Here is a 24,486-nt window from a genome sequence, read left to right on the forward strand (position 1 = left end):
CGCGGGTTTGGCGGCGGGACGCTCGCGGGTGTGCTCGCGGGTGTGTTCGGCCGGTGGGCTCCGACGTGGTGCGGAGTGCGGTGCGGGGTGCGGGGTGGTGCGGAGTGGGGTGCGGGGTGCGGGGCCGACGTGCGGTGCGAGGTGCGGCCCCGGCGGCGCGACGCGCCGTCAGGGTGGTGCGGCCGTTCCGGGGGGAGCCCTCCGGAACGGCCGCACGGGGACCGTCAGGTCTGCGGCACGGGGGAATCCGCAGACTCGAGGTCCGGCTCGGGGACGCTCTCGGCAGTGACGGCGGGGCTGCGCAGGACGAAGGCGGCCACCAGGACGCCGACCGCCACGAACACGGCGCTGAGCCCGTAGGAGAGGTGGAAGCCGCCGGTGAGCGCCGCGACCTTGCTGTCGCCCTCGCCGAGCAGCGTCGCGGTGCGGGAGGCGGCCACCGTGGCGAGTACTGCGGTGCCGATCGAGGCGCCGACCTGCTGGGTGGTGTTCACCAGGCCGGACGCGATGCCGGCGTCGTTGGGCGAGGTGACCGACATGGCCTGGCCGATCAGGGCCGGCATGGCCGCGCCGAAGCCGAGGCCGAGCAGGACGAACGCCGGCACGATGTCGACGAGGAAGCTTCCGTCGCTCGGCACCCGGGCCAGCAGCGCGAGCGCGGCGGCCACCAGCAGCAGGCCGGCGACCAGCACCCGGCGGGGCCCGAACCGCTGGTTCAGCTTGACCGCGAAGCCCAGCGAGACGATCGCGATGGTGACCGGCGCGGGCAGGAAGGCGAGCCCGGTCTTCAGCGCGTCGTAGCCGAGGACGTTCTGGAAGTACAGCGCGGTGCAGAACTGGTAGCCGAAGAGGCCGGCGACCATCAGGACCATGATGCCGTTGGCTCCGGAGACCGCCCGGGAGCGGAAGATGTGCAGCGGCAGCAGGGGCTTGGCCGCGTACGCCTGGCGGACCACGAACCCGGCCAGCAGCACCAGCGAGCCGGCCAGCAGGCCCAGCGTCCGGCCGTCGGCCCAGGTGTACTCCTCGGCCTTGATGATCGTGTAGACCAGCAGCATCAGACCGCCGGTGGCGAGCACCGAACCGACCAGGTCGGCGCCCTCGCGCAGCCCCGCTCCCTTCCCGCCGGGCACCACGCTCTGCGTCAGCACGAGCGCCACCAGGCCGATCGGCACGTTGACGTAGAACACCCACGGCCAGCTGAAGCTCTGCGTCAGCACGCCGCCCAGGATCAGGCCCAGCGAGGCGCCGGCCGCGGAGACGAACGCGTACGCCGCCAGTGCCTTGGCGCGCTCGCCGGCGTCGGGGAACAGGGTGATGATCATGCCGAGGACGACGGCCGAGGCGAGCGCCCCGCCGACTCCCTGGACGAACCGGAACACCACCAGCGCCGTCGAGGAGGAGGACAGGCCGCAGGCCAGCGAGGCCACCGTGAACAGGCCGAGGCCCGCGCTGAAGACGCGGCGGCCGCCGAGCAGGTCACCCAGTCGGCCGGAGAGCAGCAGCAGTCCGGCGAACGCGATGAGATAGGCGTTGACCACCCAGGCCAGGCCGGACTGGGTGAAGCCGAGGTCGGTCTGGATGGTCGGCAGGGCGACGGTCACGATCGAACCGTCGAGGATGATCATCAGGTTGCCGGTGCAGAGGACCCCCAGTGCCAACCAGCGTGACCTGGAAGGCTGGAGGGACGGCGGGGCTTGCGTGGTCATCGGAGGAGTCCTTCGGGGGAATGGCCGGGGAGGGGCGCCCGGTGGCGCCCGCGCTCCCTGAGGGCACTTCTTGTTACAGCGACCATCCTGTGTGACCATCAAGTCCCACCGTAAGGAGGCACTTTCATGTTCCTGGGGAACAACGATGTGATCGAGGACATCGAGGGGGCCGACATCGACGACCCGGCCCCCGTCCGCGAGGCGTGCACCGTCCTGGAGGCGCTCAACCGGATCAGTGGCAAGTGGGCGATCGGGATCCTGCTCAACCTCAGCCACGGTCCGGTCCGCTTCACCGAACTCGAACGGTCCGTACCCGGAATCAGCCGCCGTATGCTCACCCTGACGCTGCGGAACCTCGAACGGGACGGACTGATCGAGCGCACCGTCTACGCGACCGTGCCGCCCAAGGTGGAGTACCGCGGCACCGAGATGGCCGACGAGCTCTACGCCTCGCTCAAGGGACTCACCGCCTGGGCGGAGCGCCACCGCGACGCCATCGCCCGCTCGCGCGACTCCTACGACCAGGAGCAGGCGGCCGCCGTCGAACAGGGCTGACGGCGGCCGTACGGGGCGTCCGTGCCGCTGCGCCCCGTTCGGTACGTTGGTACGCCGGACCGGTGGAACCGGGTAACGTTCTTGTGGTGTTCCTCCAGACGCCGATCCACGGGTGAACGCGTGACGGGCCCCCGCCGGCGTCCTTCGACGTCGCCGCCCGTCCCCCACCGACGAATCCGCAGCAGTACTTCACATCATTGACCGGAGACCGTGACCGTGAGCAAGAACATCAACAACCCCGTGGGCATGGGCGGCGGCCAGCGCAAGCGGCTCTCCCGTACCGAACGGCAGAACAACGGTCCGCACCGCAACCTCGACCGTCGGGGCGCGGCCGACCAGAAGGCGGAGCTGGTGCGCAAGATGCGCGAGAAGGCGGGCGCCGCCGAGGGCGACGCCGAGCAGACGGGCGAGGACACCGGGAAGAGCTGAAGCGCCGCCGCAGGGTGGCACGGCGCGGGGCCCGACCGCACAGCGCGGTCAGGGCCCCGCTGCCGTACCGGGGCACGGCCGGTCCGGTCCGGCTCGCCCCGCCGGACCGGCCTTCCGGGGCCGGCGGTCCCCGGCCCCTTACACTGGCGGCCCGCCCCGCCAGCCCCCGTCCCGAGGAGCCCGCCGGTGCACTCCTGGCTCTCCGAACGCCGCCGCTCGGCCGCGAGCCTCTTGGTCGCCGTCGTCGCGGCGGCCGTGCTCGTGCTGCTGCTCGCGTTCCACGAGGGGGCGGCTCCGCTGTCCGGGGCGGACGTTGCCGTGCTGGTGCTGTTCGCCTATCTGTCGGCCTACCTGACCGTCACCCTGGTGGCCTTCGCGGGCGCCTCCCCGGAGCGGATCCGGGACTGGGCGCGGCGCTCCGAGCGCGGCACCGTCGTGCAGCGCTACCTGCTCGGCAGCGCCCCGGGACCGGGGGTGTCGGTCTTCGTCGCGGCGGCCGCGCTGGTGGTGTCCCTGGTCTGGCGCCCCGGCCATCTGGGGTCGGCGCTCCCGGTCGGCGTCCGGGTGGCGATCGCGCTCGCGCTGGTCGTCGAGGCGTGGGTGTGCGTGCTCGTCTCCTTCGCGGTCGCCTTCCACGCCGACAACCTGGTGGAGGACGAGCGGGCCCTGGAGTTCCCCGGCACCGGCACCGGCACAGGCACCGGGGCCGAGTCCGCCGTCTGGGCCGACTACATGTACTTCGCCGTCTCCGTGATGACGACCTTCGGTACCACCGACGTCAATGTGACCTCCCGGGAGATGCGGCGCACGGTGGCGGCCAACGCCGTCATCGCCTTCGTCTTCAACACGGTGACGGTGGCGAGCCTGGTGTCGGCCCTGGACCGCGGCTGAGAGCCGCACCCCGTCGGCCGATGACCGGTCACCTGGCCTCGGCGAGCCGGTGCGCGTCGGGCCCGGCCGGGAAGCGGAGCTGCCCGGTGGTGTCGTGCACCGCTCGCCACACCGCCTCGGCCACGTCCTCCTCGGTGGTGAAAAGCTCCTGCGCGGTGAAGCCGGCCATCGCCCGGTCGGCCCACTCGGCGTAGGGTGCCGGGACCGCCGCGCCGGCCGCCCCGTCGCCGGCCGCCCCGTCGGCGGTCGCCCGGCGCGCGAAGTTCGTCGTGAGGCAGGCGCCCGGCTGGACCGTCGCCGCCCGCACCCCGAACGGCGCGAGTTCGAGCGCGAGCGACGCCGTGAACCCCTCGACGGCGGATTTGCTGGCCTTGTACAGGGCGGAGAGCGGCATGTGGCCGAGCACCACGCTGGAGGTCACATTGACCACGACGCCGCTGCCGCGCTCACGGAACCCGGGCAGTACCGCCTGCGTGGTGGCCATGACACCGAAGGTGTTGGTCTCGAACACCTCCCGCACCCGGGCCATCGGCGTCCCCTCGAACACCCCGATCGCCGGGATGCCCGCGTTGTTGACCAGGACGTCGACGGGCCCCGCGGCCTCGAAGCCGGCGGCGATGCTCTCGGGCCGGGTCACGTCGAGCTCGACGACGCGCAGGCGCTCGGAGACCGGGAGCGTGTCCGGGCGCGGCGTGCGCACGGCCGCGACGACCTGCCAGCCCCGGGCGTGGAAGTGCAGGGCGGTCCGCCGGCCGTACCCGGACGACGCGCCGGTGATCAGGATGGTGTTCATCGGAAATCCTCTGCTCGGAAGGGCCCGTGTGCGCGGAACTCCGCTGCACGGGGAGAGCGACTGGTTCCAGTGAACCGCCCTGACCTGCGGCGTCGGGGCCACGATCCTGCCCTTCCTTTGCCCGATCCTCCCGCCGCCGCTCACGGGAGCACGGCGGTCGGGGCGCCCCCGTCCTCCCGCAGTCGGGCCGCGTCCCGGCTCGGCGCCTCGCCGAACTGCCGCCGGTACTCGCGGCTGAACTGCGAGGCGCTGTCGTACCCCACCCGTCGCCCCACGCCGGTCACGTCCCCGGGGTGGGTGGCGAGCAGCAGCCGGGCCTCCTGGAGCCGGATCTGCTTCTGGAACTGGATCGGGCTCATCGCCGTCACCGCCTGGAAGTTGCGGTAGAACGCGGAGGCGCTCAGACCGGACAGCCTGGCCACGTCCTCGACCCGGAACGGTTCGGCGTAGTGTTCGCGGATCCAGCGCACGGCGCGCGAGACGTGACTCAGCCCGGAGTCGGCAAGGCCGAGCTGACGGACCGTCGCGCCCTGTTCCCCGGTGATCAGCCGCCACAGGATCTCCCGCTTCAGCAGCGGGGCGAGCACGGCCCGGTCGCGGGGTTCGTCCAGCAGACGCAGCAGTCGGACCACCGCGTCGAGCAGGGCCCCGGTGGCGTCGCCGACGGCGATGCCCGACGGTGCGCCCGTGTCGCGGGGGACCTCCCCGGGCCCGGCCCGGAGCAGCAGTTCGGCGATCACCGACGGTTCCAGCAGCAGGCCGACGCCCAGCGCCGGCCGGCCGGGGCCGATCTCGGTGAACTGCCCGGTGACCGGGAGGTCGACGGAGGTGACCAGGTACTGCCCGGCGCCGTAGGTGTAGAGGCGGTCGCCGAGCGCCAGGCGTTTGGAGCCCTGGGCGACGACCGCGAACACGGTTCCGGACATGGTGGGCGCCGGGAGCCCCGGTCGGTCGATCCGGGAGACCAGCACGCCGTCGAGGGCGGTGGTGGAGTCCGGGCGGGCGTGCCGGGCGACCAGGGTGCGCATTTCGTCGAGGGACATGCGCCCATTCCAGCACCGCGCCCGCCCCGATTCCCGTCGGCGCGAGGATCGGGCAAGGGCGGGCGAGCATCGCCCTAACGTCGGTGCGGGGCATCCCGGTTGACTGGAACCACCGCATCCCCTCACCGGAAGGACCGCTCCGATGGCCGTCACCTACGGGTTCCACGCCACCATGACCGCCCGGCCGGGACTCGGCGGACCCCTCGCCGACCTGCTGCTGACCGGGCTCGACCAGGGCAACCCCGGGGCCGACGAGCACTGCCTCGTCTACCTGGTCTCGCGCTCGGCCGCCGACCCGGACCGCGTCCACGTTGTCGAGGGCTGGACGAGCGAGGCCGAACACCACCGTGCCTTCGCGGGTGGGGCGGCCCGTGCGCTCCTCGCCCGCGTCGCAGAACTCCTGGCCGGGGAGGCGAAGTTCACCGACCTCGTACCGGTCGGTGGCAGGGCCGCCGCACGCTGACCGTTGCCGTCCCCCGATCCCCTCCTCGAAAGGCCGCACCGACCATGACGACCACCCGACCCGCGCTCGACCCCGAACTGCGCGAGTTCCTCGCCCGGATGCCCCTGCCGACCGTGCCCGGCGCCGACACGCTGACCGGGCTCCGCCGCCTTGCCGTGGCCCCGGTCGAACCGCTGCTCGCCCACCGGAGCGTCGATCGGCGCGAGTTCGCCGTCCCCGCCGCGGACGGCACCCGGATCCCGCTGACGGTGCTCACTCCGGCCGGCCAGGAACGCACGGATGCCGCCGCCCCGTGCGTCTACTGGATGCACGGCGGCGGGATGGTCATGGGCGACCGTTTCTCCCAGCTCGACATCCCCCTGGAGTGGCTGGACGAGTTCGGCGTCGTCGTGGCGACCGTCGACTACCGGCTCGCTCCGGAGCACGCGGGCCCGGTCGTCGCCGGGGACTGCTACCGGGGGCTGTGCTGGATCGCCGAGAACGCGGCCGAGTTGGGGATCGACCCCGACCGGATCGTGGTCGCGGGGGCCAGCGCGGGCGGGGGCCTCGCCGCGGGCGTCGCCCTGCGTGCCCGCGACCTCGGCACCCCGGCGGTGGCCGGTCAGATCCTGGTCTGTCCCATGCTGGACCACCGCAACACCACGGTCTCCAGCCGCCAGTACTCCGGCGTTCCGGGTGTCTGGACCGGGGAGATGAACGCCTTCGCCTGGCACTCCGTGCTCGGCGCGACCCCCGCCGACGAGGTGTCCCCGTACGTGTCGCCCGCCCGCGCCGAGGACCTCGGCGGTCTGCCCGCCGCCTACCTCGACACCGGCTCGGCCGAGGTCTTCCGCGACGAGTGTGCCGACTACGCCGGCCGCCTCTGGGCCGCCGGAGGAGACGCCGAACTCCACGTGTGGGCCGGGGGGTGCCACGGGTTCGACGCCCTCCACCCCCGGGCGGAGCTCTCGGTCACGGCCCGCCGCACCCGGACCGCCTGGCTCGCCCGACTGCTGTCCCGGATCTGACGCCCGGATTCCGACGCCCGGTTCCGGCTCCGGTAGCCACGGCCCTCCCGGGAGATGCGGCGCACGGTGGCGGCCAACGCCGTCATCGTCTTCGTCTTCACGGTGACGGCGGCGAGTCCGGTGTCGGCCCTGGACCGCGGGTAGCGCCTGTTCGGACGCCGGATCAGCGGGCGGTGAGCCGCCAGCCGCGGTGGCGCGGGTCGCGGACGACCAGCAGGAGGGCGCCCGTCGGCCCGTCGGGGAGCAGCCCCGGCCAACTGGTGGTGGAGACGGCGGCGTACCACGGGGGGCGGGGCAGCCCCGACCGGCCGCGGACGACGAGCCGGTCCCGGGTGCCGGTCCAGCGCACCACCTCCGAGCCGCGGCCGGTCAGCCGCTCGTCGAAGGCGCGCAGCCCGTCCAGCGGGGCGGGTTCCAGCAGCCACCCGCCCTCGGCCCGCACCGTCACGACCTCGGGGTGCCCGGCCGCCCCGACCAGCAGCGCCCCGCACCGCTCCTGCCCGCGCCGGCTCCGGACGGCCCCGTACCCCGTCTCCACCGTCAGCGGGCGGCGCTGCCCGGTAGGGAGGCGCACGTGCAGCACGGCGGGCGGGCCGTCGTAGCGGAGCAGTTCGTCGCCGGAGCCCTCGGTGGGGCCGGTCAGCGACCGGCTCGGCTCGTCCGGTCGCAGGACCAGTCGCCAGGCCGCGCGGCCGTACTCCACCCGGACGCCGAGCCGGTCGAGGGCGGCGTCCTCCGGGCCGGCCCAGAGCGGGACCAGCACCGGGGCCGCGTCGGCGGACACCCAGTGCCTGCCGAGCTCCCGGCCGGTCCCGTCGATCACCGTCATGTGACAGGAACCGAACTCCGCCACCAGTTCCAGCACCGCCGGCTCTCCCGGGTGGGGCCGGTCGAAGTACTCGGTGGTGCGGTCGAAGCCGTGCCGGACCAGGGGCGTCGAGGCCAAACCATCGGTCGGGGCGATGTCGAGGAACCAGAAGCTGCCGCACTCGACGACCACGAACTGCGGGCGGTCGAGCACGAATCCGGCCCACGGGGTGCCGCCGACAGCCGAGCGGAGTTCGTCCACGACCACGGTGGGCGGGCCGTCCGGGCCGTCGGGGTAGCGCACCACCCGCAGGATGCCGGAGGTGTCCTCGATCTGGCTCGCCGCCGCCCGCGCGGTTCCGCGCCGGTGCTCCAGGATCCGCGGCCCGCTGCCGCGGGTGTGCGCGGTGAACTCGTCGACGCTGTCGGGGGCGTGGATGCGCAGGGTCCACCGGGCGGTCGAATCGACGGTCACCCGGCGGACGGCCCGCTGGCGTTCCGGCGACAGCAGCAGCGCGGCGTGCCCCCGGCCCTCGGTGGCGTCGTGCCGGCCGGCCGGGCCAGGACCGGCAGCTCGGAGCCCGATCCGTGCGGTGACCTCCGTCTCGACCGTGACCAGTACCGGTCGGGCGGGATCGGGAAGGTCCAACTCGACCTCGGCCCGCCCCCGTCCGGACACCGCGCGACGCTCCAACGCGCTCACCCCCGGTGGGAAGTCTCCCCGACGGCCGCCGGGGCGCACCAGCCCCCGACGGCCGCCGGGGCGCGCCGGACCCCGGTGGCCGTCACCGCAGGGGCGTCACCGTACGGGCCCTACGGCGCGGGCGTCACCGCACGGCCGTCACGGTACGGGCCTCACTGCTACGGGCCTCACGGCTACGGGCCTCACGGCGCGGACCTCACTGCCCGAGGCCGTTCCGGAGCCGGGCCAGGTACTGCTCGGGGTCGGCGAAGCCGCGGTCCTGGGCGCCGTGCCGGTGGAGGCCGAGCCGGCCGTCCGGGTGCAGCCGCACGGTGGTGGTGGCGGCCCGGCGCCGGTCGTCGGGGCGGCCGGCCAGCCCGGGGGAGCCGAGGACCGGTACGTCGGGCGGGAACATCGCGAGCGCCTCGGCGGGCCCCGGCGCCGGGTCGTGGCCGGTCCGGTTGGCGCTGCTGACGTACAGCACCGGGAAGTCGTCCAGCAGGCCGGCCAGCGGCTGCCAGCGGGTGCCGAACAGCAGCGTCCAGCCGTCCTTGGTGGCCGGGGCCAGCCAGGGCGGCGCCTCCTCGGGGTCGCGCACGGGCGCGAGCACGGTGAGGTGCTCCTCGGCGAGCAGCCGCCGGGCCAGCCGCAGCGGGTCCGGGCCGAGGTCGAGCCGTTCCGTCAGGGCGTCCAGGGTCCTCGGGTGGTGGGCCCAGAGCGCGACGGCCTGCTCCGCCGGGCGCTGCTTGGCGAGGTTGACGGCGTCGGGCCGGGTGGCGGCGACGACGCAGGTCAGCGGGGCGGGGTTGGGCAGGACCACGGCCCGTCCCAGGGCCAGGGCGGCGCGGACGGTCGCGAGGTCGGACGGTTCGCGGGCGGGAGGTGTCGGTGTCACGGGGTGTCCTCGGTGCCGGTGGTGCGGGCGAGGCCGTCCAGATAGGCGGCGAAGTGCTCCTCGTCGACGACGGCCCGGCCGGTGCGGAACGCCCGTCGCTTCACCCAGGCCGTGGCCGCGCGGGCGCCGTCGGCGTCCAGCCGGTGGCCGAGCCGCCCGGCGACGGCCGTGACGACCCGCGCGCTCGCCAACTGGGTGAGCACGATCCGGGGTTCGACCCCGAGCAGGGCCGCCGGGTCGTAGGGCTGGAACAGCTGCGGGTCGACGAAGGGCGTACCGGTGGAAATCGTGGCGACCCCGCTGCCGACCACCGGGGTGGTGACCGTCAGCGGCACCCCGGTCCGCTCCGAGACCAGGGCGGCGATGCGCGGCAGCCGGGTGAGGTCCGGTGCCCGCCACCACAGGTCGGCGGCGCGCCCGGCGGAGCCGAGCAGGACCGCCGCGCGTTCCGGGTCGTGGGCGAGCAGGAACAGCAGTTGCTCGGTGGCGACCAGCCCGGAGCGCTCGGCCAGGCCGAGCCACGAACTGGCCACCACCCGGGCGCCGCCGCGCACGGCCTCGACGGTGTTGGCGAGCCCGAGGCCGAGGTCGTTGTGCAGGTGCGAACCCAGGACCACCCCGGGACCGGCCGCGGCGGCCACCCGGTCGAACATCTCGGCTGTCTCGCGGGGGAGTTGGCGTCCGACGGTGTCGGCTAGCAGCACCGTGCCGGCCCCGGCGGAGGTGAAAGCGCCCGCCGCTTCGGCCATCAGGCCGTGGTCGGCACGGGAGGCGTCGGCCAGGCACAGGTCGATCGCGACGCCCTCGTCCAGGTCGCGCACCGTCTTCACCAGGTCCGTGCCGTGCGCGAGCGCCTCCCGGGCGCCCCGGTGCGTCATCACCCGGGCCATCGCCTCGGAAGCCGGGACGACCGCCAGCACCCGGGCGTGCGCGACGCCGCGCACCGAGGCGACCGCCTGCCGGACGTCGGCCCCGGTGCCCCGGCAGACGGCCGCGGCCGAAACCTGCCCCTCGGTCTCGACGGCGACCCGCCGCACCGCCTCGAACTCCTCGGCGCACACGGCGGGGAACCCGGCGGCGAACACCACGTGCCGGGGCCCCTCCACGCCGAACACCGCGCCGTGCTCCCGGGCGAGCCGTACCCGGAAGTCCCCCGGCATCAAGGTCTTGGCCTGCGCGCCGTCGCGCGCCGACTCCTCCCACACCACCAGGCGTCCTGCCGTGGCCGACTCCCGCACGATGTCCCGCATCGATGATCTCCTCTCGTCCGGGGCGCACCTTACGCCGGGCGCTCGACGGGGGCGCGCGCGGATTGATGCCTCGCGCCTGCGTGCGCTCGTGGAGCGACAATTGACGAACACTCAGTTCGAGGGCGGCGGAACATCTGATGGAACGTCAAAGTTCCTCGTTCCCCTGCGAACTTCCGTAAGCCCCCTTTAAGCTCCCCTTACCAACGGCGGCTTTCCGCCATCCACGACCCCGGTCCGAGGTCGGGGCGGTGAGCCCGACTCCACCATGAGAGCAGGGATGACAACGACACGTGCACAGGAACCGGGCGCCCCGCGCGGCCCGGAACGACGGCGGCCGGGGGCGCCCGGCCGCCGGACCCTCGGCGGAGCGGTGGTGCTGGCCGTCGGCATCGGCGCGGTCTCGCTGGTGGCCGCTCCGGAGGCCTTCCCGCAGGCGGGCGACGGCACCGTGACGGTCCGCGTGGTGCGGGCCGTCGACACCACCGGGGTGTGGACACCCGCGCTGGAACCCGGGATGGCCGGAGTCAGGGTGACCCTCACCGACGACGCCGGCGCGAGCATCGAGGGCACCACGGCGGCGGACGGCACGGTGACGCTGGCGCCCGCCGCGGCCAAGCCCACCGGCGGCAAGTACCGGGTCCAGGTGGTGAATCCGAAGCCCGGCAAGCTGTACCCGGCGTTCGCCTCCCGGCAGGGCCTGACCGGCGCGCCCACCCAGTTGAGCAGCAACGAGGAGTTCGTCGACCTCTCCGGCGGCAAGAACGTCTCCTACACCACCGGGCTGTGGAGCCCCGGCGACTACTGCCAGAAGAACGCCCCGCTGGTGGCGGCCTGCCAGCCCACCACGCGCGAGGGCGGGGCGCAGCGGACGCTGCTGTCCTTCCCGTACAGCGCGCGCGGCCAGGAGGGCGTGGACGTCGACGCCACCGACCTCGCCACCAACGCCGACACCGGCACCCTGTTCGGCATCGCCTGGAACCGGGCCGACCGCCGGCTGTTCTCCTCCGCCGTCGCCAAGCGCACCACGGACTACGGCCCCGGTGGCGCGGGCGCGATCTACGTGACCGACCCGGTCACCAAGTCCACGAAGCTCTTCACCACCGTCCCGAACGCCGGCGCGACCGCCCACGGCGGCGGCACCGACGACGCGTTCCTCGCGGTGCCGGGCAAGGAGAGCCTCGGCGGCATCAAGATCACCGACGACGGCAAGGACCTCTTCGTCGTCAACCTCAACGACCGCAAGCTCTACCGCTACGACGCCACCGGGCCGACCGCGGCCGCACCGAAGGCCTCCTACCCGATCCCCGACCCCGGCTGCCCGGCGGCCGTGGACTGGCGGCCGTTCGGCCTCGGCCTGCAGGACGGTACCGGCTACCTCGGCGGCGTCTGCTCGGGCGAGTCGACCGGCAAGGTCGCCGACCTGCGTGCGGTCGTGCTGCCGTTCGACCTCGGCACCGGCGCCTTCGCGGCGGCGGTGCTGAAGCAGCCGCTGGACTACCCGCGCCAGAGCACCGTCGGCGGCGGCCCCTGCGACGGGGCGGGCTGGTTCCCGTGGACCAACACCTATCCGACCTCGCAGAACGGCAACCCCTGCGGCGCCAGCACCATCGCCAACCCCGAACCGGAGCTGGGCGAGATCGCCTTCGAGACCGACGGCTCGATGCTGCTGTCCTTCCGGGACCGCTTCGGCGACCGCGCCCCGGCCGGACCCACGCCGGGCTCCGTCGCCGTCGTCATGTCGGGCGGTGACCTCAACAAGGCGTGCCCGGTCAACGGCAGTTACGTGATGGACACCAACAATGGCTGCGGGCTCTCGCCCCGGGGCACCCGGTTCTTCGACACCAGCTGGGGCGGCCACCGCAACACGGCCTTCGCCGGCATGGCCTTCTCCAAGGCCGAGAACACCATCGCCACCTCCGCCTTCGACCCCAACCACACCGCCTACGGCTACGGCACCTCGTTCCTCCAGCGCAACGGCCAGCAGGACCCGAAGTTCGGCCTGCGGCTCAACCCGGCGGGCACGGCGGCGCCGTTCGGCAAGGGCGCCTCGATGGGCGACCTCGAGGTGCTCTGCGACCAGGCCCCGCTCCAGATCGGCAACCGGGTCTGGTACGACCCCGAGCGCTCCGGCCTCCAACTGCCGGGCCAGCGCCCGGTGCCGGCCGCGACGGTCAACCTGTACGACGAGTCGGGGAAGCTCGTCGGCACCACGAAGACCACCGCGCGCGGCGAGTACTACTTCGACGACTCCAACGTCACCGGCGGTCTCAAGCCGCGCACCAAGTACACCGTCAAGCTCGACAACCCGGCCGACTACGCCAAGGGCGGCCCCCTGTACCAGTGGGTGCCGACCACCGCGGACGTCGGCGACAACCGCTTCGTCGACTCCAAGGGCGTCGTCCCGGCGGGCGGGCAGTACGTCGAACGGGCCCTGACCACCGGCGGACCGGGGGAGAACGACCACACCTACGACTTCGGGTTCCGGCAGCAGGAGGGCGCGCTGCGCCTGGTCAAGCACGACCAGGACGGCAAGCCGCTGGCGGGCGCGAAGTTCCGGCTGTGGAAGGACACCAACGGCACCGAGGGGCTGCAGAGCACCGGCGACAAGCCCGACACTGCGGTGGGCGACCCGTGCACGACCGGGGCCGACGGCGTCTGCCAGGGCACCGGCACGGTCGGGACGTACTTCTGGCAGGAGACCAGCCCGCCGGACGGCTACTCCGCGCCGGAGGTGACGGTGTTCGGCCCGCTGACGCTGACCGCCGACAATCTCACCGCCGGGGTCTCGGTGACGGCCGTCAACAAGCTGATCCCGACGCCCACACCCACCCCGACGCCGACGGTCACCCCGACCCCGACGCCCACGCCCACGCCGAGCCCGACGGCGACGCCCACCCCGACGGACACGCCGACCACGGCGCCGCCGGTGGTGACGCCGCCCGCGACCTGGCCCCCGGCGCAGCCGGGTCCGGCGGTTCCGCCGCCCGCTCCGCCGGCCCCCGTCCCCGGATCGCACCTGCCCAGCACCGGTGCGAGCGACAGCATTCCGGTGATGCTGGCCGGCGCGGGAACGCTGACGCTGCTCGGCGCGGCGCTCCTGCTGCTGTCCCGCCGACGCCGGGCGCGGCACCAGTAGGCGTACCGGCACGGCATCCCGGCGACGGTCCTGACGTGCCGTCGCCGGGCGGGCGGGTCCACGGCCTCCGGGCCCTGGACCCGCCCGCTGGTGCGAACAGGGCCGGCCACCGATCGACGGGTCCCGCACGGCTCGTCCCGCGACGGGTCCTGAACGGCGGGCCCCGAACGGCGGGCCCCGCGCAACGGATCCCGCGCAACGGGCCCCGTGCAACGAATCCCGCACAACGAACGAGAGAAGGGACCCGCATGGCCCGGACGACCCCGGCGGCCCCGAAGCGGTCGGCCCGGACGGCACAGGCGGCGGACGGCCCAGCCGGACCGCGCCGCCGAGTCCGCCCGCGCACGGCGATCCTGGCCGCCCTCGCGGTTGCCGCTGCCGCCCTCGGCGGCCTGGTCGCCTACCGGAGCGTCGACGACGGCTCCGGCGAGCGCCCGGTGAGCGTGGACGAGGCGTCCAGGCTGGCCCTGTCCCGTCTCAACCTCTACCAGGCCAGCCCGGTGAAGGTCGCCCTCACCGCCGCCGAGGGCGGGGACGTTTCGGTCCGGGTCGAGGGCGTGGTCGACTACCGGAACCGCCGCGGCGTGGGCCGCTACTGGACGACGGGCGCGAGCGGCCCGCTCGACCACGGCCTGGTGGTGTGGGACGCCGGCGGCCTCGGGCTCGCACCCGAACCCGCCGGGGTCGACGGCCCGGCCTGGAAGCAGGCCGAACGCGTCCCCCGGCAGGGCTGGTCGCCCCGCACCTACACGGCCGACCCGTTGGACGCCGGGCTGCAGCTCGTCGTCCAGCTCGGCGCCGATCGGCCCGACAACCCGCTGCTGCTCGCCCAGTCCGGGGCCCGCAGGCTCGGCGGGGAGCGGATCGACGGTCGGGACTACGACCGGTTCGCCGGTCCGCGTGCTCAGGGCGCGGCCCCCGACGGCGAACGCTCGCCGCTCACCTACTGGGTGGACGGCGAGGGCGGCCTGCGGCGGGTGACGATGCGGATGCCCGGCCTGGGCACGCCGACCGCGGTGGAGTTCGCCGGGCAGGACAGCGGCGCCGTGCTGCCCGAAGCGCCCTGGCTCACCGGCTGAGCAATTGGCCGAGTAGCCAATTAGCTTATTGGGCAGATGGCCAATGTGTAGTATTGGTCAAGTGGCCAATTTTACTATTGATCAACTGCCTAATACTGCCGCCCGGCCTGGCCGGGTCCTGCCGGGGTCGTCAGCGGTGCCCCAGGATGTTGACCACCCGTCCGTTGGGATCGCGCACGAAGAAGCGGCGCACTCCCCATTCCTCGTCCTGCAGCGGGTGGACGATCTCCGCGCCGCTCTCGCGCATCGCCGCGTACGCCGCGTCCACGTCGTCCACCTCGATGCTCAGGTCGGGGGCGACGGGTGCCGTCCTGTCCTCGGTCATGACGCTGATCTGCGCCGCCGGGCTGGACGGGGAGGCGAGCGTCATGATCCAACCGTGGTTCATGACCTCCTCGAAGCCCAGCAGCCCGTAGAACTCCCGGCTCTCCGGCGCGGCACCGGAGACGATGTTGGGCACGACACGGCGAACGGCCATCGACGGACTCCCCGCACGAACGAATCTGACTCCACGACTCCGGGAACACTACTGCGCGTCCACCGTCGCACGCTCGTGCGACATACGGCCCCGTGGGTTCGAAGGCCCGCGGGGCCGTGGGCTCCTGGGTGCCTTCGACGAGGGCCGCCGACGAGGAAGCCATCGGGACGGACCCGGTGTCGGACGTCGTCGGCGGTGCTGGCCTCGAACGTCCCCGTCGCCACGACTCGACGGCACGGGTCCCGCCCGGGGGCTCCCACCGGGCCGCCCGACGCGGTGGGCCAACCCTGACGGCGGGCCCGCATGGGTGCGGCGCGACGGGGAAGGCGAGGCCCGCACGCGGCACCCGGCACCGGGCCGGGCGTCGCCGAACCGTACGGGAGAGGACAGCACCATGATGACGACAGTGGCGCTCATGGCTCTGGTGATACTGCTCTTCGGCGCCGGGCTCGGTCTGACCGCGGTCGCGGCGGGCCTCGCGAGCAGGCTCGGTCGTTCGGCCTCCCGCCGCCGCCGCTCCTCCCGGTACTGACCGGCCGACACGGACCCGACGCGGACCCGACCGGGGTCCGACGGGGACCCCGACCCACCCGGCCCGAACCGGTGGCCGCGGCAGCGAGACGAGGGAGCTGAGGGTGTACTCACGGACTGCGGAAGGACGGCCCGCCCGGCGGCAGCCGACCGCCCCCACCGCCGGACGGGGCCTGCGCCTGGCCGGACGTGCCGGCTTCACGGCCCGCGGCGTCGTCTACGTCCTGGTGGGACTGCTCGCCCTCCGGATCGCGGCCGGCGACGGGTCCGACGAGGCCGACCGGCAGGGTGCGCTGCGCCAGGTCGCCGAGCAGCCCTTCGGCGAGGCCGCGCTCTGGCTGTTGGTGGCCGGCTTCGCGGGCATGGCACTGTGGCGCGCCTCGACGGTGGTGCTCGGCCGGGGCGGCGACCACAAAGCCGCCAAGCGGCTGCTGAACGTCGGCCGGGCGCTGTTCTACGCCGCGGTGTGCTGGGGCACCGCGGCCTTCGCCGCCGGAGCGGGCGGCGAGTCGGACGGCGACGGGAAGTCCCGGACCTGGACGGCGCACGCTCTCGGCCTCCCGACGGGACGCGTCCTGGTCGCCGTGGCCGGACTGGTCGTGGCGGGAGTCGGAGTGGGTACCGCCGTCCAGGCCCTGCGACGCCGGTTCCTGCGGAAACTGTCGACCGGCCGGATGGGACGCCGAACGCGGACGGCCGTCACCATCGTGGGCATGGCCGGCAACACGGCGCGCGGCACGGTCTTCACAGCGGCGGGTGTCTTCCTCGTCACCGCGGCCGTCCGCTTCGATCCTCAGCGGGCCAAGGGGCTCGACGACACACTGCGCAGCCTCGCCGACACGGCTGCCGGCCCCTCGCTGCTCGCCGCCGTGGCATTCGGCCTGCTGCTCTTCGGGATCTTCTCCTTCCTGTCGGCGCGCTGGCGCTCGTTCGACTGACCGGAGCCGTCCGGCCCGGCCCATGGACACGGACCGACATCGCGCGGGCCACGGACCCGGGGCCGTTGCTGATTCGGAGCCACGGCGATCCCGCCGACCGGAGCGGGACGGCGGCCGAGTCGCGCGAGTCGCCGGAGTCCACAGCTCGCCGCCCGTCCGGATGGCGCCCCCGCCAGGTATGCGTCCGGGCGGGCATCTGCACTTTGCGGGGCTTCGCAGCCCTTGGTGATGATCTCGCCGGTTTAATTCTCCAGGTCAACAGTGTGTTCGGGCTGGCAGGATCGGGGCATGCCGATAGATTCCTTGTTGGTCAGAGCCCGTGGGCTGTGGGAAGAGCTGGCCTCAGCGCCGGTGTCGTTCGCACCGATCGGAGGTGTGAACGTGGTCGTCTCGCCGGAGTCGAGGACCTGCCCGGCGGGCTGGGTCGGCGTGGTGGCTCTCGGCGGATCGGCGATCGTGACCGCACCCAGCGAGGACGCGGCTGTACTTGTTCGCGCTACTTTGGCGTCACTGCCGGTGGAGGGCGTCACCGATGCCGACGCGGTCCGCAGCGTGCTGCCGGTGGCCCGGGTGCTTGGTCCTGCGGCGCTGGCCTACACCTCTTCGGACAGGTTCCGTCCTGTGCCGGCGGATGTGCTGACGGTGGAGCAACTGCCGGGCAACCATCCGGACCTGCGGCGGCTGGAGAAGCTGGCGGGCGACGACGACGCCGGGGAAGCGGGTCTGGATGGGATCACCTCACCCGCGTTCGTGGTCCGCGAGGCCGGCGAGGTGGTCGCCGCAGCCGGATACCGGGCCTGGCCGAGCTGGACGGCTCACATCAGTGTGTTGACCGCGCCCGAACGTCGGGGCCGGGGACTGGCCCGGGCCGCGGGCTCGGCGACGACAGTGCATGCCCTCGCCGCAGGGCTGCTACCGCAGTGGCGGGCCCGGGTGCCCCAGTCCCGCCGGGTCGCTGCCGCCCTGGGTTTCAGGGAACTGGGCGCGCAACTGAGCATCGAGCTCGCATAGCCGAAGCGGCCTGTCCGGGGCCGCGGGTGTTCGTGCTGCCCCGGACAGGCCGCCCCCGGTCAGAACGTCCGTGCTGTCGGGGAAGCGGCCGGGAACGTCACCAGCTCGCCGGGCCGGACCGTGTCGGTGATGTTCACGCGGCGCAGGCCTGGCGGCGGGCCTGGGTGGCGGCCAAGCGGTAGGAGTCGGTTCCGGTCTCGACGACGTGGGCGTCGAAGGTGAGGCGGTCCAAGATCGCGGAGCACAGCCGCTTGTCGGTGAAGGTCTTGTCCCACTCGGAGAACGGGGCGTTGGAGGCGATCGCGATCGCGTGGCGTTCCTCTCGCTCGGTGAGAATCCGGAACAGCAACTCGACCCCATGATCGTCGAGTTGCAGGTATCCCAGCTCGTCCGGGCAGAACAGATCAACGCGCCCGTAACGGGCGATGGCATTGGACAACTGCTGTCGTCGGCGGCCTCGGCCAGCTCGTTGACCAGGTTCGAAGCGGTGGTGTGTGACGTCAGTGGCGCTAATGGCCAGCTGATACTGCATCTTCGACGCCGGGGCTCGGTCTGACCGCGGTCGCGGCGGTCCTCGGGAGCGGGTTCGCCCGCTCGGCGGCCCGCCGCCGCTTCTCCCGGTACTGACCGGTCGACCCGGACGCGGACTCGGATCCACCCGACCCAGTGGCCGCGCCAGCGAGACGATGGAGCTGACGGTGTACTCGCGGACTGCGGAAGGGCGGCCCGCCCGGCGGCCGTGCAGGCGCCCCCCAGCCGCCGGACGGCGCCTGCACCGGAGCCGGCCGCCCGGCCGCCAGCGGTCCGCCGGCTCCGCAGACGACCGGGGTGACCGGGGTGACCGGACCACCGGGGTGATCGGCGTGACCGGGTGACCGGACCATCGAGGCCACCGGGCGACCGCCCTCAGCCCGCCGGGCGCGGCGGCAGCGATCCGGCGTCCGTCGGCAGCGGGTACGCCGCCGGGTCCACCGGCCCGGGCAGCCCGACCGCCGGGCGGGCCGGCGCCGCCGGATCGACCGCGGACGGCTGTGCGGGCGGCGCCGCCACCTGGCTGAACGGCACCCCCGGCGGTGCCTGCACCGGCGCCGGCCGCCCGGCCGCCAGCGGTCCGCGTCCCGCGCCGCCGCAGGGCGCCGCCGCCTCCAGCCCCTCCGGGCTCTGGGTGCCGGGCCGGTTCCCGCCGAAGCAGTTGCCGGGATCGACCGATGCCAGCACGAGGTCCGCGCCGTTGCCGTCCACCTGGTTGCCCTCGACCCGGTTGCCGCTCGCCGGGTGCCCCGCCGGATCGGTGACGACCACCCCGGCCGCGCGGTTGCCCCGGACGAGGTTGCGCTCCACCCGGTTCGCCGTCCCGCCGCCGATCCCGATCCCGATGCCGAAGCCGCCGTCCGCCTGCTGCGGGCTGTCGGCCGCGTTGTTGTCGACCACGACGTTGCCGGCGATCACCGCGCCGTGCTGCGGCGCCAGCGCCTCCAGGTCGTTGGAGTTCACCGTGACCCCCACCCGGTTCCCGGCCACCCGGTTGCCCAGGATCGACAGGCCGTCCGAGGCGTTGGTCAGCTCCACGCCGACCGCGTTGCGCTCCACCGTGTTGCCGCGCACCACCGTGTCGCAGGGCTTGCACTGGCCGACGTAGATCCCGGAGTCGGCGTGCCCGGAGGCGTAGGAGTCCTCGATCACACCGCCGCGCGCGTCGAACGCGTAGATGCCGTACAGGCCGTTGTTGTACGCCGTCACCCCCGTGGCCCGGAAGCCCTGCACGGGCGGGAAGCGGGCGGTGTCCAGCGGGTCGTACGCCGAGCCGCCCGCCCCGCGCTGCTGCAGCTTCTCGTCGGTGACGCCGGTGAACAGCACGCCGTTGGCCAGGAAGTGGTGCACGGTGAGGTTCTCCACCACCGAGCCGGGGCCGGTGACGGTGATGCCGTTGGCCAGCTTGAGTCCGCCGTCGAGGAGCACGGCCGAGCGGTCGGTCCCGCGCAGTACCAGGTTGCTCCTGGCGACCCGCACGCTCTCGCGGTAGGTGCCGGGGCCGATCAGCACCGTGTCGCCGTCGCGCGCGACGTCCACGGCCCGCTGGACGGTGGGGAAGTCCTCCGGCACCCGGATCACCGTACCGGCCGGGTGTGCGGCGTCGTGCGAGCCGGAACCGGATCCGGTACCGCCGGAGGAGCACCCGGCGACCGTCCCGGCTGCCAGTGCCAGCACCACCCCGAGAGTCAACTGACGAACACGAAACGTGATTTGCATAGGACGTGTTCTATCGTCTCCAATAGGGCGCATGCCCACCGAACCGGAGAACACGCCGCCGCCGGACCCGCCCGACGGTCCACCGGCGAGCGGCCCCGGACGGCGCCGGGCCCTGCTGGCGGCCGGCGCGGTGATCGCGGCCGGCGTCGGCGCGGCCGTCGGCGAACTGGCCACCGGGGGGACCCTGTTCGGCGGCGCGGCCGGAACCGGCCGGGCCCCGGGGGGTGCCGCCGGTCCGGCCGCGCCGCCGCAGGACGGCGCGATCCCGTTCCACGGGGCCCGCCAGTCCGGGCTGACGGGGCCTCAACTTGCCGCCACCAGGCTGCTGGCCTTCGACCTTCCGCCGAACTCCCCGACCGCCGAACGGTCTTCGCTGCGCGCGCTGCTCGCCGACTGGACCGGCCTGCTCTCCGCCACGGCGGCCGGTACGCCCCCCGACCCGCGACTGCGGGGCGACGACGGGCCGCCCCGCACCGCCTCACTGGTCGGCCTCGGCCCGGCCCTCGCCGCCCGGCTGGGCCTCGCCGTGCCCGGTGGACTCGCCGAGCCTCCGCCCTTCCCCGGCGACCGTCTCGATCCGGCGCGCGGCGGCGGGGACCTGCTGCTCCAGCTCTCCGCCACCGACCCCTGGACCCTCGCCGTCCTCACCGAACTCGCCGGCTCGGCCGCCCACTCCGTCGGGTTCGTACCCCGCTGGTCGCAGTCCGGCTTCCTGCCCACGACCCGTCCGGGTGCCACTCCGCGCAACCTGTTCGGCTTCAAGGACGGCACCGCCAACCCGGACGAGGAGGCCGCCCGCCAGTGGGTCTGGGGCCCGCCCGGCCCGCACGAGAACGCCACCGTCCTGGTGTACCGGCGGATCCGGATGGACACCGCCGCCTTCGCGGCTCTCCCCGCCGAGCGGCAGGAGGCCGCGATGGGCCGTCGCGCGGCCGACGGTGCCCCACTGACCGGCACGGCCGAGCGCGACGAGCCCGACCTCTACGCCAAGCACCCGGACGGCGCCTACGTCATCCCCGCCACCGCCCACGTCCGGCTCACCGGCCCCCGCCTCGACGGCGGCGCCCGCATGCTCCGGCGCGGCTACAGCTACGACGACGCCCCGGACGACCGCGGCCTGCTCTTCGCCGCCTTCGTGCGCGACACCGCCCAGTTCACCCGCGTGCAGAGCCGCCTCGCCGAGCGCGACGCCCTCAACCCCTTCCTCACCCACACGGCCTCGGCGGTCGCGTACGTGCTTCCCGGAGCCCCGCTGGGCACCGTCCTCGGTGCGGGGCTGCTCGACTGACGGCCCGGGGGAGCCCGTTGCGCGGGCCTCGGGGCGATTCCGGGCGAGGCGCGGACGCATGACAGGCTGCCCCGCATGATGATCAGTGATTCGTCGCAGGCCGACGACGAGGTGTTGGTGGTGCGTCCCGAGCTGACGGACACCGAGCTCAACGAGCTGTTCGGCGCGTCCTGGCCGGCCCACAGCCCGGTCTCCTTCGCGCCGATGCTGGCCCGCAGTCTGATCTGGATCGCGGCCCGCCGGGGGAACCGGCTGGTCGGATTCGTCAACGTCGTCGGTGATGGCGGTGCGCACGCCTTCGTCCTGGACACCACCGTGCACCCGGACGAGCGCCGGCACGGGCTCGGGAAACGGTTGGTCCGGGCGGCAGCCGAGGAGGCGAGGGCGTCCGGCGCGCAGTGGCTGCACGTCGACTACGAACCGCACCTGGAGTCCTTCTACGGGCAGTGCGGATTCCGGCCGACCGCCGCCGGGCTGATGCGCCTCTGAGCGGGGGCGCCTCCAGTGCGCCTCCAGTGCGCCTCCGGGGAGTCGGCGGGGAGTCGGCGGGGACTCAACGGGCCACCACCTCTATCCCGTGCACGGCGTTCCGCGCGCCGCCGGGCGGCTGTACGCGACCCCGGGCGTCGGTGGCCCGGCAGCGGATCAGGTGCCGGCCCGGAGCCAGCGCGCACGGCAGGGTGAACCGCTGCCAGACCGGTTGCGGGCCGCGCGACTCCAGCCGGGCCGGGCGCCAGCCGCCGTCGTCGACGGCGACCTCCACCGCGACCACCGGGTCGAAGCCCCAGGCCCGGCCGGTGACCTGGAACGGCCCGGCCGGAACGGCGTCCCCGTCGCGCGCCCCGACCAGCCTGCTGTTGACCTCGACCTCCCGCACCGGACGGGCCGCGCCGCCGCCCGGCGGGACCCGGGTGTACAACCGGGTGGTGAAGAGGTGTTCGGGCCGGTGGTCGGCGAGCACGACACGGGTCAGCCACTTGACCGAGTTGGTGCCGAAGTACCGGGGCACCACCGCCCGCACCGGGAACCCGTGCTCCCTGGGCAGCGGCGCGCCGTTCACGGTGTCGGCGAGCAGCACCTCCGCGCGGGCCAGGTCCAGCGGCAGGTCCTTGAGATAGGTCAGGCCCTGCTCGCCCGCGAACGCGCCCCGGTCGGCACCCTCCAGCCAGATGTGACGGGCCTGCGGGCGCACACCCGCCAGGTCCAGCACGGCGGACAGTCGCACTCCGGACCAGGCCAGGTTGGCGACCGCACGGGTCGGCGCCTCCGGGCGGGCGGGGTCGCCGAAGCACTCGTGGAAGGCCGTGAGGTCCGTGCGCGGCAGTCGGCCCAGGGCCGGGAGGTCCAGCCGCAGCGGCCGGTCCACCAGGCCCTCGACGCTCAGTGTCCAGACGTCGGCGTCGAGTTCGGGCGGTGGCCCGAGGTGGCTGCGCCGGAAGACCTGGCCGACGGGGGTGAGGAAGGCGTCGGGGACGCTCGGATCGGTGGGCGCTGCCTGCACGCGGACTCCGTACGTCGTCGGGCGGCCCGGGGGGGCCGGAAGGGCGGAGGGGACCCACCCCCGAACGGTCCGTGTACCCCAGCGGCCGCCCGCCGATGCGGAACCGGGCCCGGATACTCTGGCGGGCGTCGGCGCCGAGGGCGCGCCGGTCGACGGGGCGGGGTGGTGGTCGTGCGCGGACCGCGGGGCCGGACGGCGGGCCGAGTGCCCCCGGACGGCGAGGAACTGACGCTGCACGAGCTCGCCCTGCTGGCCGGCGGGGTCTGGCGGGTCGCGGAGACGGCGCTGGCCCGGATGCTCCTGGACGCGCGGGTGGAGATCGACCGGCACGGCATGGTCCGGGTGGTCCGGCCCCGCCCGCGGGACGAGGTGGAGGCGGTCCTGCTCGCCGCGCTGGGACCGTCCGGCACCGGATGGCTCGGCGCACCGCGGTCCGCCTTCGGCACCAGTGCGCCGGCCTGCCGACTGGAGCAGGGCCTGCGCGCCCGGGGTCTGATCGTCGGCGGCGACACCGGCCCCGACCGGGGCCGTCCGCTGCTGCTGCCGACATGGCTGGTGGTTCCGCTGCTGATCCTCCTCGCGGTGGGGACGATCCGGGTCGCCGCGGCCGTCGGCACGAACGGCGGCCTCGCCCTGCTGCTCGCCGCCCTGCTGCCGTCACTCGCGGCCTTCGTCCTCGGCCGCTTCGGCACACCGCCCGACCCGCTGGGCCCAATGGGCCCCTACTGGCGCCCGGCCGCCCGGGCGGAACCCCTGCTCGCGGCGGTCCGGGCCGGTGCCCCCCTCCCGCCGGGCTGGCGGCTCGCCCCGGACGCCCTCGCCCCGGCCGGCCGCACCACCTGGGCCGCCGTCGCCGCCGACGGCGTCGCCGCCCTCGGCCGCCACCACCTCACCACGGCCTTCCACGGAGCCGCCCCCCGCCCGCCGCGCCCCCGCCGTTCCACCGCGGCGCGGCGTCCGGAAGCCTGACGTTACCCGCGAGGGGCCGCCGCCCGATGGCGGCGGCCCCGGTCGCTCCGGGCGAGCCTCAGTGCGAGGGAGCGCTGTTGGCGCGGAGTTCGCCGTCCGCGCCGTCGAGGGCGTCGGGGGTGGCGAGGGCCAGGGTGCCCGCGCGGAGGCGGAGGGTGGTGCGGGCCAGGCGTTCGCCCTGGTAGCGGGCCGCGGCCAGGGTCGAGGGGTCGGGACCGTCCTCGGAGTCGCCGGTCGAGGAGGTGCCGTACGGGTTGCCGCCGGCCGCGAACACGACCGGGTCGGTGTAACCGGGCGGGACGATCAGTGCGCCCCAGTGGTAGAAGACGTTGGACAGCGACAGGATCGTGGCCTCGGTGCCGCCGTGCCGGTTGTACGCGGCGGTGAAGACCGTCACCGGCTTGTCCGCCAGCAGCCCCTCCTGCCAGAGCCCGCTGGCCTGGTCGATGAACTGCTTGAGCTGCGCCGCCGGCGCGCCGAAGCGCGAGGGCGTGCCGAACGCGTAGGCGTCCGCCCAGGCCAGGTCGTCGAGGGTGGCCTCTTCCAGGGACGCGGTGGCGTCGGCGTGCTGCCGCCACCGCGGGTTGCTGTCTATCGCCTTGTCGGGCGCCAGTTCGGCGACCCGCCGCAGCCGGACCTCGGCCCCGGTGGAGGCCGCTCCTTCGACAACCGCCTGCGCGAGCGCGTGCACGGTGCCCGTGGAGCTGTAGTGGATGACTGCGACCTTTACGGTCATGTCCCTCTCCCCGCCTGTCAATTGATGATCGGTTGTGCGGATCAT

The 24,486-nt window shown here is 74.3% G+C and carries 22 protein-coding genes and 1 pseudogene; 12 read left to right on the plus strand and 11 right to left on the minus strand.

Going from position 1 to position 24,486, the window contains the following annotated elements; genetic code table 11:
• Positions 1-224 precede the first annotated feature (224 nt).
• The gene (locus ACIPYS_RS08030) at positions 225-1,709 is read right to left on the minus strand and encodes an MFS transporter (protein WP_400744651.1); all 1,485 of its coding nucleotides are present in this window, start codon (positions 1,707-1,709) and stop codon (positions 225-227) included.
• A gap of 126 nt (positions 1,710-1,835) precedes the next feature.
• On the opposite strand from ACIPYS_RS08030, the gene ACIPYS_RS08035 reads away from it, so the two are divergent.
• The 3 genes from ACIPYS_RS08035 (at position 1,836) to ACIPYS_RS08045 (ending at position 3,584) form a co-directional block, all read left to right on the plus strand.
• Complete coding sequence (locus ACIPYS_RS08035; RefSeq protein WP_093863921.1) at positions 1,836-2,264, plus strand: helix-turn-helix domain-containing protein; 429 nt, start codon at positions 1,836-1,838, stop codon at positions 2,262-2,264.
• 210 nt (positions 2,265-2,474) lie between these two features.
• Positions 2,475-2,693, plus strand: coding sequence for a DUF6243 family protein (locus ACIPYS_RS08040; protein WP_400744653.1), 219 nt, complete (start codon positions 2,475-2,477; stop codon positions 2,691-2,693).
• A 186-nt stretch (positions 2,694-2,879) separates the two neighbouring features.
• A complete protein-coding gene (locus tag ACIPYS_RS08045; protein ID WP_400744655.1) occupies positions 2,880-3,584 on the plus strand; it encodes a DUF1345 domain-containing protein in 705 nt (234 codons plus the stop codon).
• A gap of 28 nt (positions 3,585-3,612) precedes the next feature.
• Here ACIPYS_RS08045 and ACIPYS_RS08050 read toward each other — a convergent pair whose 3' ends face one another.
• The gene (locus tag ACIPYS_RS08050; RefSeq protein WP_093863923.1) at positions 3,613-4,377 is read right to left on the minus strand and encodes an SDR family oxidoreductase; all 765 of its coding nucleotides are present in this window, start codon (positions 4,375-4,377) and stop codon (positions 3,613-3,615) included.
• Positions 4,378-4,517: 140 nt separating this feature from the next.
• Positions 4,518-5,420, minus strand: a complete 903-nt coding sequence (locus ACIPYS_RS08055) for an AraC family transcriptional regulator N-terminal domain-containing protein (protein WP_400744657.1) — start codon at positions 5,418-5,420, stop codon at positions 4,518-4,520.
• Positions 5,421-5,562: 142 nt separating this feature from the next.
• Between ACIPYS_RS08055 and ACIPYS_RS08060 the strand changes: the two genes are divergently transcribed.
• Together ACIPYS_RS08060 and ACIPYS_RS08065 are read left to right on the plus strand one after the other, a co-directional pair.
• On the plus strand, positions 5,563-5,883 hold the full coding sequence (locus ACIPYS_RS08060) for a putative quinol monooxygenase (RefSeq protein ID WP_400744659.1): 321 nt from the start codon (positions 5,563-5,565) through the stop codon (positions 5,881-5,883).
• Between the two features lie 44 nt (positions 5,884-5,927).
• On the plus strand, positions 5,928-6,890 hold the full coding sequence (locus ACIPYS_RS08065) for an alpha/beta hydrolase fold domain-containing protein (protein ID WP_400744661.1): 963 nt from the start codon (positions 5,928-5,930) through the stop codon (positions 6,888-6,890).
• A 163-nt stretch (positions 6,891-7,053) separates the two neighbouring features.
• On the opposite strand, the gene ACIPYS_RS08070 is transcribed toward ACIPYS_RS08065, so the two are convergent.
• The 3 genes from ACIPYS_RS08070 to ACIPYS_RS08080 all read right to left on the minus strand — a co-directional run bounded on the left by ACIPYS_RS08070 (position 7,054) and on the right by ACIPYS_RS08080 (position 10,524).
• A complete protein-coding gene (locus tag ACIPYS_RS08070) occupies positions 7,054-8,376 on the minus strand; it encodes a hypothetical protein (protein WP_400744663.1) in 1,323 nt (440 codons plus the stop codon).
• Positions 8,377-8,596: 220 nt separating this feature from the next.
• Positions 8,597-9,274: a hypothetical protein gene (locus tag ACIPYS_RS08075; RefSeq protein WP_400744664.1), complete on the minus strand. Its 678-nt coding sequence runs from the start codon at positions 9,272-9,274 to the stop codon at positions 8,597-8,599.
• The gene (locus ACIPYS_RS08080; protein ID WP_400744666.1) at positions 9,271-10,524 is read right to left on the minus strand and encodes a 2-isopropylmalate synthase; all 1,254 of its coding nucleotides are present in this window, start codon (positions 10,522-10,524) and stop codon (positions 9,271-9,273) included. The genes ACIPYS_RS08075 and ACIPYS_RS08080 overlap by 4 nt, the downstream gene beginning before the upstream one ends.
• Before the next feature lie 277 nt (positions 10,525-10,801).
• Here ACIPYS_RS08080 and ACIPYS_RS08085 point away from each other — a divergent pair, with 277 nt between their 5' ends.
• Positions 10,802-13,660, plus strand: coding sequence for an SdrD B-like domain-containing protein (locus ACIPYS_RS08085; protein WP_400744668.1), 2,859 nt, complete (start codon positions 10,802-10,804; stop codon positions 13,658-13,660).
• Positions 13,661-13,908: 248 nt separating this feature from the next.
• Positions 13,909-14,739 (plus strand): hypothetical protein, encoded by an 831-nt coding sequence (locus ACIPYS_RS08090; protein ID WP_400744670.1) that lies wholly within the window; start codon positions 13,909-13,911, stop codon positions 14,737-14,739.
• Positions 14,740-14,869: 130 nt separating this feature from the next.
• Here the strand turns inward: ACIPYS_RS08090 and ACIPYS_RS08095 are convergent, their stop codons facing one another.
• Positions 14,870-15,217 (minus strand): VOC family protein, encoded by a 348-nt coding sequence (locus ACIPYS_RS08095; RefSeq protein ID WP_400744672.1) that lies wholly within the window; start codon positions 15,215-15,217, stop codon positions 14,870-14,872.
• A 635-nt stretch (positions 15,218-15,852) separates the two neighbouring features.
• On the opposite strand from ACIPYS_RS08095, the gene ACIPYS_RS08100 reads away from it, so the two are divergent.
• Positions 15,853-16,686, plus strand: a complete 834-nt coding sequence (locus ACIPYS_RS08100; protein WP_400744674.1) for a DUF1206 domain-containing protein — start codon at positions 15,853-15,855, stop codon at positions 16,684-16,686.
• A 288-nt stretch (positions 16,687-16,974) separates the two neighbouring features.
• Positions 16,975-17,697 carry a GNAT family N-acetyltransferase gene (locus tag ACIPYS_RS08105; protein ID WP_400744676.1) on the plus strand — a complete coding sequence of 241 codons (723 nt, stop codon included), beginning with the start codon at positions 16,975-16,977 and terminating at the stop codon, positions 17,695-17,697.
• Between the two features lie 133 nt (positions 17,698-17,830).
• Here the strand turns inward: ACIPYS_RS08105 and ACIPYS_RS08110 are convergent.
• Positions 17,831-18,192: pseudogene (locus ACIPYS_RS08110) on the minus strand (ATP-binding protein); the annotation flags it as partial.
• Positions 18,193-18,603: 411 nt separating this feature from the next.
• Positions 18,604-19,947, minus strand: coding sequence for a nitrous oxide reductase family maturation protein NosD (locus tag ACIPYS_RS08115; protein WP_093863933.1), 1,344 nt, complete (start codon positions 19,945-19,947; stop codon positions 18,604-18,606).
• Positions 19,948-19,978: 31 nt separating this feature from the next.
• Here ACIPYS_RS08115 and ACIPYS_RS08120 point away from each other — a divergent pair, with 31 nt between their 5' ends.
• Positions 19,979-21,235: a Dyp-type peroxidase gene (locus ACIPYS_RS08120; RefSeq protein ID WP_400744678.1), complete on the plus strand. Its 1,257-nt coding sequence runs from the start codon at positions 19,979-19,981 to the stop codon at positions 21,233-21,235.
• Positions 21,236-21,310: 75 nt separating this feature from the next.
• Positions 21,311-21,724 carry a GNAT family N-acetyltransferase gene (locus tag ACIPYS_RS08125; RefSeq protein ID WP_400744680.1) on the plus strand — a complete coding sequence of 138 codons (414 nt, stop codon included), beginning with the start codon at positions 21,311-21,313 and terminating at the stop codon, positions 21,722-21,724.
• Between the two features lie 64 nt (positions 21,725-21,788).
• On the opposite strand, the gene ACIPYS_RS08130 is transcribed toward ACIPYS_RS08125, so the two are convergent.
• On the minus strand, positions 21,789-22,736 hold the full coding sequence (locus tag ACIPYS_RS08130) for a molybdopterin-dependent oxidoreductase (protein WP_400744681.1): 948 nt from the start codon (positions 22,734-22,736) through the stop codon (positions 21,789-21,791).
• A 171-nt stretch (positions 22,737-22,907) separates the two neighbouring features.
• Between ACIPYS_RS08130 and ACIPYS_RS08135 the strand changes: the two genes are divergently transcribed.
• Positions 22,908-23,705: a TIGR04222 domain-containing membrane protein gene (locus ACIPYS_RS08135; RefSeq protein ID WP_400744683.1), complete on the plus strand. Its 798-nt coding sequence runs from the start codon at positions 22,908-22,910 to the stop codon at positions 23,703-23,705.
• A gap of 58 nt (positions 23,706-23,763) precedes the next feature.
• Here ACIPYS_RS08135 and wrbA read toward each other — a convergent pair whose 3' ends face one another.
• Positions 23,764-24,441 carry an NAD(P)H:quinone oxidoreductase gene (gene wrbA, locus ACIPYS_RS08140; protein ID WP_400744685.1) on the minus strand — a complete coding sequence of 226 codons (678 nt, stop codon included), beginning with the start codon at positions 24,439-24,441 and terminating at the stop codon, positions 23,764-23,766.
• Positions 24,442-24,486: the final 45 nt, after the last annotated feature.

It is taken from the genome of Kitasatospora sp. NPDC089913 (assembly GCF_044748625.1).
Classification (GTDB): domain Bacteria; phylum Actinomycetota; class Actinomycetes; order Streptomycetales; family Streptomycetaceae; genus Kitasatospora.

Bases quoted from the DNA above. Each gene is read 5' to 3' on its own strand.
- ACIPYS_RS08030 (WP_400744651.1), bottom strand. From the start codon at position 1,709: ATGACCACGCAAGCCCCGCCGTCCCTCCAGCCTTCCAGGTCACGCTGG.
- ACIPYS_RS08035 (WP_093863921.1), top strand. From the start codon at position 1,836: ATGTTCCTGGGGAACAACGATGTGATCGAGGACATCGAGGGGGCCGAC.
- ACIPYS_RS08050 (WP_093863923.1), bottom strand. From the start codon at position 4,377: ATGAACACCATCCTGATCACCGGCGCGTCGTCCGGGTACGGCCGGCGG.
- ACIPYS_RS08055 (WP_400744657.1), bottom strand. From the start codon at position 5,420: ATGTCCCTCGACGAAATGCGCACCCTGGTCGCCCGGCACGCCCGCCCG.
- ACIPYS_RS08060 (WP_400744659.1), top strand. From the start codon at position 5,563: ATGGCCGTCACCTACGGGTTCCACGCCACCATGACCGCCCGGCCGGGA.
- ACIPYS_RS08065 (WP_400744661.1), top strand. From the start codon at position 5,928: ATGACGACCACCCGACCCGCGCTCGACCCCGAACTGCGCGAGTTCCTC.
- ACIPYS_RS08080 (WP_400744666.1), bottom strand. From the start codon at position 10,524: ATGCGGGACATCGTGCGGGAGTCGGCCACGGCAGGACGCCTGGTGGTG.
- ACIPYS_RS08085 (WP_400744668.1), top strand. From the start codon at position 10,802: ATGACAACGACACGTGCACAGGAACCGGGCGCCCCGCGCGGCCCGGAA.
- ACIPYS_RS08090 (WP_400744670.1), top strand. From the start codon at position 13,909: ATGGCCCGGACGACCCCGGCGGCCCCGAAGCGGTCGGCCCGGACGGCA.
- ACIPYS_RS08095 (WP_400744672.1), bottom strand. From the start codon at position 15,217: ATGGCCGTTCGCCGTGTCGTGCCCAACATCGTCTCCGGTGCCGCGCCG.
- ACIPYS_RS08105 (WP_400744676.1), top strand. From the start codon at position 16,975: ATGCCGATAGATTCCTTGTTGGTCAGAGCCCGTGGGCTGTGGGAAGAG.
- ACIPYS_RS08115 (WP_093863933.1), bottom strand. From the start codon at position 19,947: ATGCAAATCACGTTTCGTGTTCGTCAGTTGACTCTCGGGGTGGTGCTG.
- ACIPYS_RS08120 (WP_400744678.1), top strand. From the start codon at position 19,979: ATGCCCACCGAACCGGAGAACACGCCGCCGCCGGACCCGCCCGACGGT.
- ACIPYS_RS08125 (WP_400744680.1), top strand. From the start codon at position 21,311: ATGATGATCAGTGATTCGTCGCAGGCCGACGACGAGGTGTTGGTGGTG.
- wrbA (WP_400744685.1), bottom strand. From the start codon at position 24,441: ATGACCGTAAAGGTCGCAGTCATCCACTACAGCTCCACGGGCACCGTG.